Source organism: Flavobacterium soyangense (assembly GCF_015277675.1).
Lineage (GTDB): Bacteria > Bacteroidota > Bacteroidia > Flavobacteriales > Flavobacteriaceae > Flavobacterium > Flavobacterium soyangense.
Map to the genome: position 1 here is coordinate 88,291 of NZ_JADHEC010000004.1, position 15,574 is coordinate 103,864.

Below are 15,574 nucleotides of genomic sequence, written 5' to 3' on the forward strand. Positions count from 1 at the left end.
ACTGCTATGCAAATATTACAAATTACCTTTTGGATACTACTTTTTATAATCGTATACACTTATGTGGGTTATGGTATTTTATTGTACCTCATTATTAAAATCCGTAGGGCTTTTAAAATTGGACAAAAACCAATTCTTAATCCAGATTATGAACCAGAAGTTACCTTATTTATAGCCGCATATAATGAGAAAGACTATGTTGAGGCAAAGATGAAAAATTCATTAGAACTAGATTATCCAAAAGAAAAATTAAATATCATTTGGGTTACCGATGGTTCCGATGATGGCACACCAGATTTATTGCGCCAATATCCCAATACAACTGTTCATCATCTAGACGCAAGAAATGGAAAAATTGGTGCTATGAACCGCGGAATGGCATTTGTTAAAACGCCTATAGTAATTTTTAGTGATGCCAATACGGGACTTGGTAAAGAATCCATACGACGTATTGTGAATCTATTTGCTTCGCCAAAAGTAGGTTGTGTTTCTGGCGAAAAAAGAATCATCAGTAAAGAAACTGATGTTGCTTCTGGTGCTGGTGAAGGTTTATATTGGAAATACGAATCTACTCTAAAAAAATGGGATGCTGAACTATATTCCGTTGTAGGAGCAGCGGGCGAATTGTTTGCCATTCGAACCGAATTATACCGTCATGTAGAGCCTGATACTTTGCTGGATGATTTTATAATTTCATTAAGAGTCGCACAAGATGGCTATACAATTCAATACGATCCAGAAGCTTATGCTATTGAAACGGCTTCTGCGAATGTAAAAGAAGAATTAAAACGAAAAATCCGAATTTCTGCAGGTGGAATTCAAGCTATTGTGCGGTTGCGCTCTTTGCTCAACATTTTTAAATATGGTACACTTTCATTCCAATACATTTCTCATCGTGTGTTGCGTTGGACATTAACGCCGCTTTGTTTGGTTATTTTAATTCCGTTACTGTCTATTTTAGCATTTAATGAAGGTGTTTTTAGTTTTGGACTCTATGCCACCTTATTCTGGTTGCAATTGCTTTTCTATGTTGCGGCTTTAACCGGTTGGTTCTTGGAAAATAGAGAAACTAGGATAAAAATGCTATTTGTTCCTTACTACTTTTTCATTATGAATTTATCGGTTGTTTTAGGGTTTTTCCGCTATATGAAAAAATCGCAATCGGTAAACTGGGAACGATCAAAACGAGCTAGCTAAATAAAAACACCCTTAATCTAAATATAAAAAAATACTAAAGATGAACAGAAGAAGTGCCATCAAAGGAATTTTAGCAGTAGCAGGACTTGGTTATGCTTCTGTAATTGGTGTAAAATATTTCATTGGACAATCGAACAAAGACAGAAGAAAATTAAAAGCGCAAGCGGCGCTAATTGCCGAATTAACAAACGTCATCATCCCTCCAACAACAACTCCGGGTGCAAAAGAAGCATTGGTACACGAATTCATCATTAGTTATATGGAAGACTGTTCTTCCATGAAAGAATACAATAATTTTACAAATGGATTGACCGAGTTGCAGGAGAATTGTGTTAGCAATTACAACAAATATTTTGAAAACTGTACTGCCGTTCAAAAAAATGAAATTGTTAAAGATTTAGACAGCGACTCGGGCTCCACAGGAATAATATCTAAAATTAGTAATAAGTTACAAGGACGCTCTTTTTATGATATTTTAAAATCTCTGACCATCGAAGGCTATTGCACCTCCGAAATGGGCGCAACACAACACCTTGTTTACCAACTCATACCGGGTAAATACAATGCGATTACGCAATTAAGTAAAAATCAAAAATCCTGGGCAACAAAATAATTAGACTATGATAAATCAAACACCAAAAAACACCTTCGATGCTATAGTGGTTGGCTCAGGAATAAGCGGAGGTTGGGCTGCCAAAGAGCTCACCGAAGGAGGTTTAAAAACTTTGCTATTAGAAAGAGGTCGCAATGTGCAGCATATCATCGATTATACAACTGCTTTAAAAAGTCCTTGGGATTTTAAAAATAGAGGGCATTTGTCCGAAAAAGAATTAGAAGAAAGACCTGTTCAAAGCAGTCACTGTGATGACACCAACAAACATTTTTATGTTAACGATAAAGAGCATCCTTATACTCAAGTTAATCCTTATAAATGGATACGAGGTTACCAGGTTGGTGGTCGTTCCTTAACTTGGGGACGCCAATGCTATCGTCTTTCGGATTTGGATTTTGAAGCCAATAAAAAAGATGGACACGGCGTTGATTGGCCTATTCGATACAATGATTTGGCCAAATGGTACGATTATGTTGAAGAATATGTAGGCATTAGTGGTCGTGCAGAATCATTGCCACAATTGCCCGATGGTGTTTTCTTGCCACCAATTCCGATGAACGCGGTAGAATTACATTTACAAGAAAAAATAAAAGCAGCATATTCAGATCGGGTTATTATAAATGGTCGAGTTGCTAATTTAACCGAGGCCAAAAACGGCAGAGGTCCGTGTCAATATCGCAATTTATGTAGCAGAGGTTGTCCGTTTTCTGGTTATTTTAGCAGTAATTCATCAACATTATTGGATGCTCAGGAAACTGGTAATTTAACCCTTCGAGCAGATTCTATTGTAAAAGAAGTGATCTACGATGAAACGCAAAAAAAAGCAATTGGTGTTGTGGTCATTGACGCCATAACTAAAGTTGAAACTAGTTATTATGCAAAAATAATTTTCTTGAATGCTTCAGCCATTGCGACAGCCGCCATTTTACTGAATTCTGTTTCGCCTTCTTTTCCTAATGGATTGGGCAATTCTAGTTTACAAGTTGGACATAATCTAATGGATCACGTTGTAAATGAAGGTTCTTATGGAACATTTGACGGTTTACAAGATAAATATTATGAAGGCAGATCTCCAGGGACAATTTACATACCAAGATTCCAAAATTTAGATACTAAAACTAAAAAAACCGACTTTGTCAGAGGTTATGGTATTCAAGGAAAAGGTGATAGAGAAAACTGGCAATCAGTAGATACAGTTGGTTTTGGAGCTTCTTTGAAAGCTTCGTTGGCAACTCCAGGAAAATGGGAGATTACTTTAGGCGGACGAGGAGAATCGCTTCCCAATTACGACAATAAAATCACATTAGATCCTGAAAATGTAGATCAATGGGGACTTCCAATAATCAAGGTTGACTTTAAATACCGAGAAAATGAACTGGCGATGTTGGAAGACATGACCAAAGCCAGCGAGGAAATGCTTACAAAAGCAGGGTTTAAAAATGTTGGAAGTTATAGAACGTATCCTGCTCCAGGTTCTGCAGTACACGAAATGGGAACTGCCAGAATGGGACACGATCCCAAAACATCGGTTTTAAATAAAAACAACCAAATGCACGATGTCAAAAATGTTTTTATTACTGATGGAAGTTTTATGGCATCGTCAGGTTGTCAAAATCCTTCACTAACTTACATGGCCATTACAGCTAGAGCATGCAAATATGCACTTGAACTTTTCAAATCAGACAAATTATGAAAAAAATAAAATTATTACTGTTCTTTGGCATCGTTTGCTTTACCATTTTACTAATAACCTCCTATATAATTAAACGTCCTTCTTATACTATTAAAACCGCTGGAAAGCTATATATTGTTAATAAACGTAGCAGCAGCATTACTGTTTTCGATTTGAATCAAGGCAAAGAAATCACAGAAATTCCTATTGACGAAGAACCTCACGAAACAACAACTTTGAACGACAAAAGTAAAGTTGTAGTGACAAATTATGGAACGCTCGAAGTTTTAGGAAAAAGCATAACGGTTATTAATGCAAAAACCAACACAGTAGAAAAAAAGATTGAGCTCGCGGGAAGTATTGCGCCACACGGAATTGCTGCTTTTCCAAAATCCAATAAAGTCGCAGTTGTAACAGATATTGGCAATAACTTATTGGTGGTTGATGTACAAAAAGGAATAATCGAAAAAAATATTCCTACGCAACAAGTTGTCAGCCATCTTTTAGTGCTAGATCCTACAAAACCTTTGGCGTATGTAAGCAACATAAATTCAGGCTCTGTAAGTGTTATAGACCTTGAACTCGAAAAAGTAATTAAAATAATTTCTTGTGGCCAAGGCACAGAAGGGATTGATATTACACCCGATGGAACCGAACTATGGGTAACGAATGGTAAAGACAATACTGTCTCAGTTATTAGCACCGACAGCTACAAAACAACACATATTTTAAGAACTGGAAAACAATCTTTACGTTTAAAATTTACAATTAATGGCAAACAATGTCTGGTAACGAACGCTCAAGACGGCACTATAACGGTTTATGATCAAAAGTCTAAAAAACAAATTAAAAAAATAATGCTTCATGGAAAAGCCAATCTTGTCGAAAAAATATTTTATCATACGCCACGTCCGGTTGGTATTTTGATGCATCCCAATGGATTTTATGCTTTTATTGCCAATTCTAACGCAAATAAAATTGAAGTAATTGACATGCGAACGCTAACCGTAGTAAGTAATATTGGTACAGATAAAATTCCAGATGGAATGACATTTGTGAAATAGAATAAGCATTAAAATGAAGATATTCTGCTTTGAATTATGCAACTATTGAAGAATTTAACAATCAAATTAATTACAAAAATGTAGCCTAACTTAATCTGCTCTTCTTATTTGCATATCCAATAAGAAATTCATATTTAATTGAATAAGCTAACCCGCGAGTGAAAACTTGCAGGTTTTTTCATTTATAAGAATTGCATTTTTGAAATAAAAAATGCCGAACTTTGAATGTATAACAATAAAAATTTTAACAGCATGACCCTACACATAGAAACTCCCGCGCTACTTTTCTCCGCAACTTCATTGATTTTATTGGCTTACACGAATCGATTTCTTACGATTGCCTCTATTGTGAGAGAACTTAAAAAAACTTACGATAAAGAAGAAGATAAGAGTATTTTACTTGAAATAAAAAATCTAAACCTGCGATTGACACTGATTCGAAATATGCAATTGTATGGTGTTCTGTGTTTGTTTTTCTCCGTTTTCGCCATGCTTTTGCTATTTTTGGAACAACAATTATTCAGTATTTATCTTTTTGGATTAAGTTTACTTACGTTGCTTATCTCTTTAGGAATATCGTTTTGGGAAATCAGTATCTCTATCAATGCCTTGCGTTTGCATTTGAGCGATTTGATGGATAAAAAAGAAATGAAATAATGAATCAGAATAATGAAAAAAAAGAATTCTACAGATAAAAAATACCTTTACAAGTTGGCTTTTGGGTTAGCTTTTTTCACGATTATATACAACATCATAGAAGGACTTGTTGCTGCTTATTTTGGTTACGAAGACGAAAGTCTAGCATTATTTGGTTTTGGAATAGACAGTTTTATAGAAGTAATTTCCGGATTGGGTATTGCTCATATGGTGCTCCGCATTCAGTCAAATCCTAATAGTAATAGAGACAGTTTTGAAAAAACTGCATTACGAATTACTGGTTTTTCATTTTATGCACTAGTCATAGGAATGGTAATATCTGCTATTTATAACATTTTGACAGGAAACAAACCTGAGACCACTTTTTGGGGAGTCATAATTGCTCTTGCTTCCATCATAATAATGTGGATTTTAATTATTGAGAAGAAAAAAGTGGGAAAACTATTAGATTCTGATGCCATCCTCGCTGATGCTGAATGTACAAAAGTTTGCATTTATATGTCTATCGTTTTACTTATAAGCAGCGGAATATATGAACTGACAAACTTCGCTTATATTGACAGTTTTGGGACACTAGGACTCGCTTATTTTGCATTTAAAGAAGGTAAAGAATGTTTCGAAAAAGCGAAACACAACAAATATTGCTCTTGCGAAAATGACTGAAATTTGAATAAGGATCAGTTAAAAGTTTTGTTCTAAAAAACTGAAACCGGTACTATACAACTCATAACTATACCCTATTTTTACACCTCATTAAATAAAATAAAAATGTCTGATATTTCTTTAACAGAATGGGTAGGTTACTTAGCTTCATTAGTATTAATGATTTCATTTCTAATGAAAAATATTAATACATTACGAATAATAAATTCAATTGGCGCAATATTATTTGTGGTTTATGGCATTTTGTTAGTAACATCATGGCCTATAATTATCACCAATACTTTCATATTAGGAGTAAATATTTATTACTTAACAAAACACTACCGAAGCAACTGATTTCAATTATCATCGAGATAATTAATATTAATCGGCTACGATTAAAAAAGATGATTAACTGTGTTTTGCTTAATAATTTAACAAATAATTTTTGTTTAGATAATTTTTTAACTTAATTTCGTTTTAATTAACAATCTAAATTTAACATTATGAGAAAATTATCAGCAGAATTTTTTGGAACGTATTGGTTGGTGTTTGGAGGTTGTGGCAGTGCTATTTTTGCTGCCGGAATTCCTAATTTAGGAATTGGATTCGTAGGGGTTTCTCTTGCATTTGGCTTAACAGTTTTGACAATGGCTTATGCAGTGGGCCATATTTCTGGAGGTCATTTTAATCCAGCAGTTTCTTTCGGATTATGGGCAGGAGGCCGTTTTTCTGCCAAAGAATTAGTGCCTTACATTATTGCACAATGTATTGGAGCTCTTGCAGCTGCTGGGACATTATTCGCTATCGCTTCTGGAAAAGCCGGTTTTGCAATTGATGCTACTAAAGCTGGTGCTTTTGCCTCCAATGGTTTTGGTGCGTTTTCTCCTGATGGTTATTCTATGCAATCGGCTTTTATAGCAGAATTTATGTTGACACTATTTTTTCTTCTTGTAATTCTTGGCGCAACTGATAAATTTGCTAACGGAAAATTTGCTGGGATTGTCATTGGATTAGCTTTAACATTAATCCACTTAATCAGTATTCCTATTACTAATACCTCTGTAAATCCTGCCCGTTCTTTGTCTCAGGCATTATTTGTAGGCGGCGAGCCATTATCTCAAGTTTGGTTATTCTGGCTTGCGCCAATATTGGGTGCTATTGTTGCTGGTTTGATATATAAAAATCTACTCCAAGATCAGGCTGTAGCATAGATTCAAAATAATGCTTTTTTTTAAGAGAAAAGCAAAGTTAAAATCTTCGCTTTTCTCTTTATTTTTGCAATATGAATTCAATTTTTCAATCAAAACCGACAACTCTAAATATATTAATGCTGAAATCATTTATTATCGTCATTTTTTTTGACAAAAAAGAGGCGGATGCCATTTTTGCTCAATTAACAACAGATATTCCTTGGCAACAAAACAAGATGAGATAAAAGTTTATGGAGAAATCCATCAACAACCACGTTTGACAGCTTTATTTGGAAGTTTATTACTAATGAAAGGAACAACCCAGCATTTCTGGAAACACCAAATTCCGAAAACGTCAAAACCAATCGGTTCCAGAATAAATCTAACATTCCGAATAATTGAATAATTAAGCTGTAATAAAAATCATTAGATTTGAAACCAAATATTTGAATTATGAATGAAATCGTTTCTTACTTTTCCGCTATTCCGTCATCCCATAGAAGTCTAATTCTAGTAGGCGGAATAACTATTTTTTGGTTGATAGAAAATGCTTTTCCTCTTTTTAAGTTTACTTATAAAAAATGGCATCATGCAGGAATAAATTTTTTCTTGACTTTTACAACCATCCTTATTAATTTTTCTTTGGCTTTTATTTTATTAAAAACTTCAGATTGGACTATTGCCAATAATTTTGGCGTTTTACAATGGCTACCAACAATGCCTTTATGGCTTTACGCCTTGATTGGCTTGCTTTTGTTAGATTTAATCGGAGCTTATTTGGTTCATTTAATGGAACATAAAGTCAAATTCCTTTGGCGATTTCACTTGATTCATCATACTGATACCTGGGTCGATACAACTTCGGGAAACAGACATCATCCTGGAGAAAGTGTCATCCGTTTTGTGTTTACAACTCTTGGCATTTTAATAGTTGGTGCACCAATGTGGCTCGTTTTTATGTATCAAACAATATCCGTTGTTTCCACACAATTTACTCATGCAAATATTGCGTTACCTAAAAAATTTGATGATTTTTTGAGTTATTTTATCGTTTCACCGGATATGCACAAAGTACACCATCATTACGCATTGCCATATACTGATAGTAATTACGGAAATATTTTTTCGGTTTGGGATCGGATATTTGGAACATTTATGACACTTTCAAAAGATAAAGTCATTTACGGAATTGATACTTATATAAAGCCCGAAGAGAACAATCAATTGAATAATTTATTAAAAATACCATTCCAAGAACAACGTTCTGCAGAAAATAGCTAAAAACCATAAAAAAAATTGGTTTAAGATAAAAAGTAATTATTTTTTTTATTAATATTGGTCAATAATTTGAAAAAAAAATCTATTAATCATTAACCCTTATAAATAATTGAATTAATTTTCACCTAATGAAAAAGAGTAACCGCACAGAATTAAATTGGGAACAAACAGAAAAACTTGTTACGTTTGCCTTAGAGGAAAAAAACCCTTTTGAAATCATCAAAAAAGAATTTGGCTTAGCCGAAAAAGAGGTTCTTGAGATCATGAAAAAAAAGATGCCCGCAGAAAAATTTGAAATGTGGAAAAAGAAAGCTTTAGCAAGTAAACCTAAACCTAAACCTGCTAAAATTGATGATTTTGATGAAGATTTAGACGGCAAATATTATATAAAAAACAAACTTGATTAAAAATCAAACTCCTGAATCACAGGAGTTTTTTTTATTAATCCTTTTTTATGCCCATAAACACTTTTATGGGTTGTAACAATTTTATCCTTTCAAAGTCATATAGACAAACTAACAATCAAAATAAATGAAAAAAATAATTTTTGCATTTGCATTCGCTTCAGTTATATGGAGCTGTAAAACGACAAGTTCTACTGTTGCTACTTCTGTGAAAGAAGAAGTTCAGATTAACATTAATCTAAATGACATCAAAGACGACAAAGTTTTGGTTACTGTAAAAACTCCAAAAATTAAAACAGATGAAATTACTTATCATATTCCAAAGACCGTCCCAGGAACCTATTCAGAAGATAATTTTGGAAGATATATTGATAATTTAAAAGCCTTTGATAAAAAAGGAAATCTATTGACTGTAAAAAAAACAGACGAGAATTCGTGGACTATCACCAATGCAAAAAACTTGGATAAAATCACTTATTGGGTAAACGACACTTTCGATACAGAAAAAGGCAAAGGTTTTGGCAGTGAAGATATATTTTCCCCTTGTGGTTCAAATATCGATGCTGGCAAAAATGTAATGCTCAACACACATTGTTTTATTGGTTATTTTACGGATTTTATGTCAGTTCCGTATCAATTAACCGTTTTGCATCCAGCAGGGCTTTGGGGCGCAACGTCAATGATTGATAAGGATTCAACTGACACAAATGATCTGTTTGTAACCTCGCGTTATGCCGAATTGGTTGAAAATCCAATTATGTATTCAAAACCGAACTACACCACTTTTGCCGTTGATAATATGGAAATTCAAATTGCTGTGTATTCTCCCAACGGAAAAATAACTGCCGAAAATATTACGCCTGAAATGAAAAAGGTAATGACAGCCCAAAAACATTTTTTAGGTTCGATAAATACTACCAAAAAATACAGCGTATTGTTGTATCTGTCTACAATGAAAAATGATGCTCAGGGTTTTGGAGCACTGGAACACCCTACTGCAACCACTGTTGTTTTACCTGAAATAATGCCTGCAGAAGCATTGACCAAAGAGTTAAAAGATATTGTTTCGCATGAGTTTTTTCATATTCTGACCCCTTTAACCGTTCATTCTAAGGAAATTCAAAATTTTGATTACAACGCTCCAAAAATGTCAGAGCATCTATGGATGTATGAAGGTGTAACGGAATATTTTGCCAATCTTTTTCAAATAAATCAAGGATTAATTGACGAGAGTGAATTTTATACCCGAATAGCAGAAAAAATCCATAGAGCCAATACAATGAATGACACAATGCCATTTACAACAATGAGTCGCAATGTGTTGATTTCACCATATAAAGAACAGTATTTAAATGTTTATGAAAAAGGGACATTGATTGGAATGTGCATAGATATAATCATCCGAGAGAAAAGTAATGGAAAAAGAGGAATTCTTGATTTAATGCAAAAATTATCAAATGAATACGGGGTTTCAAAAGCATTCAATGATGATGAACTTTTTGCGAAAATCACGGAATTGACTTATCCGGAAGTTGGTGATTTCCTGAAGACTTATGTTTCAGGACCAACACCTATTCCATACGCCACTTATTTGGCAAAAGTTGGATTAACAAACTTAACTTTAAAAAAACCAGCCAGTATATTTTCGAAAGGAAGAACAAGATATATCTCCGTTGATAAACAAACTAAGGAAATTATTGTTGTTCCAAATATTGAATTAAACGAATTCTTTACAAACCTAAATCTTAAAGGTGGCGATGTTTTGATGGCTGTCAATGAAAAACCATATTCACTTGATAATATCTATGAATTAATAGGTGACAGTTCAAAATGGAAAGAAAACGACGCAATTTCCGTAAAAATAAAACGTGATGGAAAAGAACAAACCATAAAAGGAATAGTAAAACTTCCATATGAAGAAATAGAAAGCCTTGAAGCAACTGACAAAACAAAATCAGCACTAAAAGAAACTTGGTTAAAAGGATAAAGAAAATCATTAATACATAAAATCCCAATTTATTACAAATAGATTGGGATTTTTTATGAAATCACCATTAATAAGTCGTTTGCGCAAGCAAACACAAAAAAAGCAATACCATATATGACCGCTAAAAAATAACTTATACATATATGAAATTCCAAGAGCACAATAGTTACTATTTCCAACAATTTGCTTTATTTTGCAAAAAACAAAAAAAACAATGAAAAAATTCATTCTTGCCTTCTTTACACTTCTAATTTTAGCTTCTTGTAATAAGGAAGTCTCAAAAACAAATCTACATCTTACCGGAAATATCAAAGGTTTAAAAAAAGGAACTTTATACATACAAAGAGTGGTTGATACAAGTCTTGTTGCAATTGACACTATCAACATTGATGGAAATTCAAAATTTGAAACTGATGTAGACTTAAAATCATCCGAAATGCTGTATTTATTTTTAGACAGAGGTGTCACGAATTCAAAGGACAATAATATTCTATTTTTTGCCGAACCCGGAAAAATGAATGTTGATACCAATCTGGATTCTTATCTTTCCAGTGCAAAAATAACTGGCTCAAAAAATCAAGAAAAATATGAAGAGTATCTAAAAATAAACACTCGTTTTAGAGATGAAAATCTTGATCTAATAGAAAAAAAATTCAATGCTATCAAAAGCAATAACTCGAAAGCTTTAGATAGTATAAATGCAAAACAGGATAACAACACCAAACGTAAATATTTGTTTGCCACTAATTTTGCCATCAATAATAGAGGATATGAAGTGGCTCCGTATATTGCCTTGACAGATATTTATGATATCAATATCAAATATTTAGATACCATTCAAAAATCAATGTCACCAAAAGTGGCACAATCACTTTATGGTAAAAAGTTGACCCAGTATGTGGCAAAAATTAAAGCCCAGAAATAAACATAATTTAGCTCTATAAATTCAAAACCCGTCTTGTTTCAAACAACAAGACGGGTTTTATTATTAACAGGAATATTTATCTAAGACCAACCGTAATAGCGGCAATAATCACACCTGCAAAAATTAAGGCATAGAAACATAACATAATTACTGCCAAAACTCCAATAAACTTATAATGAGATTTCAAATACCCGAATGATTTAGCTAGTTTTTCCGAATCATTATTGCGAAAAGCAAACCTTAAATTAGAAGCAAACCTATTCAAATAATATATTGGAAAGAAATAAAGTGTGGCAATTATCAAATATAAAGCTGTTATAAATGAACCTCCCATAGACATCATATTGCCCATTTCCCTACTCATATTACTCATAAATGAAAACAGTGTTCCTGCAAAAATTGCAGCCAAAACAATGAAGCTAATTCCTATGTAACCTAGAATGGATAAAAAATAAGCCCATTTTGCTGCTTCTTTCAGAAATCCTTTTGCAGATTCATTTAACTTCAATTCAAAATCATCAATCGTAGATTCTTCTGATGGTACAAGCATTTCTTTCATATCAATTTTATTTGAGTTAGATTTCAAATTTAATGAAAATACAAAAACAATATAGATTTAAAATTAAAAAACCCTAATTACTTGCAAAATAAGTAGTTAGGATTTAATTTTAAACTTAAATGTGACCACGGCGGGATTTGAACCCGCACGCCCTTGCGAGCACCAGCCCCTCAAGCTGGCAAGTCTACCGTTTCTCCACGTGGCCTAAAAAAATATAGAGACGTCTGCCTCAGCGAACGTCTCTATATTTTTTGTGACTCGACTGGGGCTCGAACCCAGGACCCCAACATTAAGAGTGATGTGCTCTACCAACTGAGCTATCAAGTCTTTAGACTATCAAGATTCTTTTAATGTATGCGTATTATATTGTGACCCGACTGGGGCTCGAACCCAGGACCCCATCATTAAAAGTGATGTGCTCTACCAACTGAGCTATCGAGTCAATGATTCAAAAAACGTATGCTATAATCACAAATTTGTGACCCGACTGGGGCTCGAACCCAGGACCCCATCATTAAAAGTGATGTGCTCTACCAACTGAGCTATCGAGTCATTTCGTTTCTTGAATGCGGGTGCAAATATAAGGTCTTATTTTTAATTTTTCAAAGCTATTTTATTATAAATTTGTCTTTTTTAAACAAAACTACTTAACGCCTTAGTATATAAGGTTTTATTCAAATGAGAAAAATTATTTTATTAGGTTATATGGGTTGTGGAAAGTCTACAATTGCCAATAGATTGTCAAATAGTACTAATATTCCTTACATAGATTTGGATAAAATGATCGAAGAGCGAGTAAACTTATCCATAAAAGAAATTTTTGAACAGCGAGGTGAAATTTATTTCAGAAAACTGGAGCGAGACGTTTTTATTGAATTATTGAATGCTCCCGAAAATTTAATTATTGGTTTGGGAGGTGGAACTCCTTGCTATGCCAATAATCATGAATTATTAAAAGGTGAAAACATTTTATCTATTTATTTAAAAGCTTCGGTTGAAACTTTATTTGAAAGATTGATTTCCAATAAAAGCAAACGACCGATAATAGCAGATAAAAACGATGAGGAAATGAAGGAATTTATAGCCATACACCTTTTTGAAAGAAGTTTTTATTACAACCAAGCACAATATAAAGTGAATATAGATGGCAGAACGAAGGACGAAACTACCCAGGATATTCTAGCTATTTTAGCTTAAATAAGCATAATTATCGCCATTTTCATCAAAAACAACCTGAACATGTTCTAATGAAGAGGTAGAAAGTGAAATTCCTTTAAAATCAGCTTTTACTGGGTATTTTTTGTGATTTCTATCCACAAGGACAGCCGTCTTGAATTTCTTTAAAGGCACGTCAAGAAAATGTCTGACGGCATATATTAGGGTGGTTCCGGAATTCAGCACATCATCCACAAGAATCAAACCTTTATTGGTGTATTCTTCTTTTGTTAACGAAGTGTTTATTGGTAATTCAGGATTTTGTTTATTGATTCGAACCTCACAAAGTGAAACTTTCAGAGTTGAAATTTTATTTAATGCATCCGCAATTTTTTTTGCAAACGTAAATCCATTCGAAGCAATTCCTGCGATAACAATTTCTTCTTCATCTACGAATGTTTCATAGATCTGGTAAGCAATTCTTTTTATGGTATGCTCAATTTCCTGATTCGATAAGATGATATTCTTACTCATTGCAATATTTTTTTCAAAGATAAAAAGAGTTCTTTCTATTTTATTAGTTTAACCGAATTAAATGTGGTTTATGTTTTTTTTAAATGAAATTGAATGCTTCATTCTGTTTCTTCAGCGTCAGTTTTAATTTCATTGCCAAACTCATCAATATCGCGTCTGTCTTTTTTGGTAGGTCTTCCTGTCCCGTTTTTCCGATAATGTTCTTTCGATAATTTCAGTAATTCTAAATGCTCATACACTTCAGCCGGCGTTTCATTTTTTCTATAAATATCAACTAGTTTAGCACCCACGCGATTATCCGGAATGTCCAGCACAGTAATTATTTGTGTGATTTGGTCTTTTCTAAAAGTGATCTTATCGGTAGGAAAAACCTCTTTCGAGGGTTTAGCAACCAGGCCATTTACAGTGACATGATTTTTTTTACAGGCCTCTGTAACCATATTACGGGTCTTATAATATCGCACACACCATAAATATTTGTCTATTCTCATAAATTTTCCAAAATCGAAGTTAAATTGTTTACAAAAATAAATCAAAATTGTATCTTGCGCACTTAAAAATTAGCAATAATGAACAAATTTAAGTTTTATTTTATTCTATTAATTACAACGGTTTCTTTATTTTCTTGTTCTAAGAATGATCCTAATACACCCGTCGAGCCACCGAGAGATTATGCTACACAATATGCCGTTGATATTGTTGACATTGAGGAATACTTAAACAAAAATTATATAACCGTTGTAAATCATCCTGGTTTTGTAGATGATCAGAATGTAACGATAACAAAAATTGACGCTGCACAACCATCCATTATGTCCTATTTGAATTCCGCCACTTATCCTAAACTTTTGACTAAGGATATAAGCCAAAATAACATAATTTATAAATTATATTATTTAGTTTTAAGACCCGGAGTAGGGCATTCTCCTTGTAATGCTGATGGTGTAATGACATCTTATAGAGGGGATTATTTAGAACGTACGGGGTCTACAGGGTCTACTGTTACAACACTTACCGCTACTAAATTTGAAGAAGTAATTTACCCTCAGGCCATGATAAGTTTGTTTACCACAATATCAGGATGGAGTGAAACTTTTCCAATCTTTAAAACAGGAACATATACAGCAAATGCCGACGGAACTATAACACGCAACGATTTTGGTGCTGGTGTGATGTTTCTTCCTTCTGGATTAGCCTATTATAATTCCGGATCGGGTTCAATTCCTGCTTATTCGCCTTTAGTATTTAGTTTTAAATTATATGAATTACAAAGATTAGATCAGGATAATGATGGAATTCCATCATATCAAGAAGATCTTAATGGAGATGGTTATGTTCGAACTTTGGCTACTGGTGTTGTAAATCCTGATGACACTGATGGAGATGGAATCCCTAATTTTTTAGACGTTGACGATGATGGAGACAATTATACCACAAAATTGGAAATTACAAAACCAGCAGGAACTAATTCTGGTTTAAGTGCTTATTTTCCTTATGATCCAATTGTAGATAACCCTCTGACAACGGCTATTGAAACCGAAACAAAAGGTATTCCTGAATATTCAGCAGCAGGAACTCCGGATTATACAACTCCTACAAGATTAAGAATACATCTTGACAAAGCGCATCACACTGCAAAACCATAATTTTTTGGTGAAGTTGAATCAAATAAAAAACCTCGAGAGACTAAACTT

General features: G+C 33.5%; 16 protein-coding genes, 4 tRNA genes and 1 pseudogene. 14 read left to right on the plus strand and 7 right to left on the minus strand.

The features are described 5' to 3' along the window. Nucleotides 1-6 precede the first annotated feature (6 nt). The 12 genes and pseudogenes from IR213_RS03090 (at nucleotide 7) to IR213_RS03150 (ending at nucleotide 11,632) form a co-directional block, all read left to right on the plus strand. Complete coding sequence (locus tag IR213_RS03090; RefSeq protein ID WP_194310848.1) at nucleotides 7-1,197, plus strand: glycosyltransferase family 2 protein; 1,191 nt, start codon at nucleotides 7-9, stop codon at nucleotides 1,195-1,197. A 40-nt stretch (nucleotides 1,198-1,237) separates the two neighbouring features. After that, entirely contained in the window at nucleotides 1,238-1,810 is a 573-nt protein-coding gene (locus IR213_RS03095) for a gluconate 2-dehydrogenase subunit 3 family protein (RefSeq protein WP_194310849.1), read from the plus strand. A 7-nt stretch (nucleotides 1,811-1,817) separates the two neighbouring features. After that, a complete protein-coding gene (locus IR213_RS03100; protein ID WP_194310850.1) occupies nucleotides 1,818-3,503 on the plus strand; it encodes a GMC oxidoreductase in 1,686 nt (561 codons plus the stop codon). After that, complete coding sequence (locus IR213_RS03105) at nucleotides 3,500-4,546, plus strand: YncE family protein (protein WP_194310851.1); 1,047 nt, start codon at nucleotides 3,500-3,502, stop codon at nucleotides 4,544-4,546. Before IR213_RS03100 ends, IR213_RS03105 begins: the two co-directional genes overlap by 4 nt. A gap of 252 nt (nucleotides 4,547-4,798) precedes the next feature. Then, entirely contained in the window at nucleotides 4,799-5,203 is a 405-nt protein-coding gene (locus IR213_RS03110) for a DUF2721 domain-containing protein (protein ID WP_194310852.1), read from the plus strand. Nucleotides 5,204-5,215: 12 nt separating this feature from the next. Continuing rightward, complete coding sequence (locus IR213_RS03115) at nucleotides 5,216-5,866, plus strand: cation transporter (protein ID WP_194310853.1); 651 nt, start codon at nucleotides 5,216-5,218, stop codon at nucleotides 5,864-5,866. 485 nt (nucleotides 5,867-6,351) lie between these two features. Then, nucleotides 6,352-7,059, plus strand: coding sequence for an aquaporin Z (aqpZ, locus tag IR213_RS03125; RefSeq protein WP_194310855.1), 708 nt, complete (start codon nucleotides 6,352-6,354; stop codon nucleotides 7,057-7,059). Nucleotides 7,060-7,330: 271 nt separating this feature from the next. Then, nucleotides 7,331-7,444, plus strand: a pseudogene (locus IR213_RS16220) (alpha-ketoglutarate-dependent dioxygenase AlkB); the annotation flags it as partial. A 47-nt stretch (nucleotides 7,445-7,491) separates the two neighbouring features. Further along, nucleotides 7,492-8,319 carry a sterol desaturase family protein gene (locus IR213_RS03135; protein WP_194310856.1) on the plus strand — a complete coding sequence of 276 codons (828 nt, stop codon included), beginning with the start codon at nucleotides 7,492-7,494 and terminating at the stop codon, nucleotides 8,317-8,319. A 125-nt stretch (nucleotides 8,320-8,444) separates the two neighbouring features. Further along, entirely contained in the window at nucleotides 8,445-8,723 is a 279-nt protein-coding gene (locus IR213_RS03140; RefSeq protein WP_194310857.1) for a DUF2805 domain-containing protein, read from the plus strand. Nucleotides 8,724-8,847: 124 nt separating this feature from the next. After that, nucleotides 8,848-10,707 (plus strand): M61 family metallopeptidase, encoded by a 1,860-nt coding sequence (locus IR213_RS03145; RefSeq protein ID WP_194310858.1) that lies wholly within the window; start codon nucleotides 8,848-8,850, stop codon nucleotides 10,705-10,707. Nucleotides 10,708-10,921: 214 nt separating this feature from the next. Next, nucleotides 10,922-11,632 carry a DUF4369 domain-containing protein gene (locus IR213_RS03150; protein ID WP_194310859.1) on the plus strand — a complete coding sequence of 237 codons (711 nt, stop codon included), beginning with the start codon at nucleotides 10,922-10,924 and terminating at the stop codon, nucleotides 11,630-11,632. 76 nt (nucleotides 11,633-11,708) lie between these two features. Here IR213_RS03150 and IR213_RS03155 read toward each other — a convergent pair whose 3' ends face one another. The 5 genes from IR213_RS03155 to IR213_RS03175 all read right to left on the minus strand — a co-directional run bounded on the left by IR213_RS03155 (nucleotide 11,709) and on the right by IR213_RS03175 (nucleotide 12,743). Further along, complete coding sequence (locus IR213_RS03155) at nucleotides 11,709-12,191, minus strand: hypothetical protein (protein WP_194310860.1); 483 nt, start codon at nucleotides 12,189-12,191, stop codon at nucleotides 11,709-11,711. 122 nt (nucleotides 12,192-12,313) lie between these two features. Then, nucleotides 12,314-12,396: transfer RNA gene (locus tag IR213_RS03160), tRNA-Leu, on the minus strand. Nucleotides 12,397-12,445: 49 nt separating this feature from the next. After that, a tRNA-Lys gene (locus IR213_RS03165) sits at nucleotides 12,446-12,518 on the minus strand. A 42-nt stretch (nucleotides 12,519-12,560) separates the two neighbouring features. Continuing rightward, nucleotides 12,561-12,633, minus strand: a tRNA-Lys gene (locus tag IR213_RS03170). Between the two features lie 37 nt (nucleotides 12,634-12,670). After that, a tRNA-Lys gene (locus tag IR213_RS03175) sits at nucleotides 12,671-12,743 on the minus strand. 126 nt (nucleotides 12,744-12,869) lie between these two features. Here IR213_RS03175 and IR213_RS03180 point away from each other — a divergent pair. Continuing rightward, nucleotides 12,870-13,388 carry a shikimate kinase gene (locus IR213_RS03180; protein WP_194310861.1) on the plus strand — a complete coding sequence of 173 codons (519 nt, stop codon included), beginning with the start codon at nucleotides 12,870-12,872 and terminating at the stop codon, nucleotides 13,386-13,388. Here IR213_RS03180 and IR213_RS03185 read toward each other — a convergent pair. Both IR213_RS03185 and IR213_RS03190 read right to left on the minus strand, forming a co-directional pair. Beyond that, complete coding sequence (locus IR213_RS03185; protein ID WP_194310862.1) at nucleotides 13,380-13,880, minus strand: phosphoribosyltransferase family protein; 501 nt, start codon at nucleotides 13,878-13,880, stop codon at nucleotides 13,380-13,382. The two genes, IR213_RS03180 and IR213_RS03185, sit on opposite strands and share 9 nt — an antisense overlap. 98 nt (nucleotides 13,881-13,978) lie before the next feature. Continuing rightward, on the minus strand, nucleotides 13,979-14,371 hold the full coding sequence (locus IR213_RS03190; protein ID WP_194310863.1) for an RNA-binding S4 domain-containing protein: 393 nt from the start codon (nucleotides 14,369-14,371) through the stop codon (nucleotides 13,979-13,981). A gap of 78 nt (nucleotides 14,372-14,449) precedes the next feature. Here IR213_RS03190 and IR213_RS03195 point away from each other — a divergent pair, with 78 nt between their 5' ends. Next, nucleotides 14,450-15,526 (plus strand): FKBP-type peptidyl-prolyl cis-trans isomerase, encoded by a 1,077-nt coding sequence (locus IR213_RS03195; protein ID WP_194310864.1) that lies wholly within the window; start codon nucleotides 14,450-14,452, stop codon nucleotides 15,524-15,526. Nucleotides 15,527-15,574 lie beyond the last annotated feature (48 nt).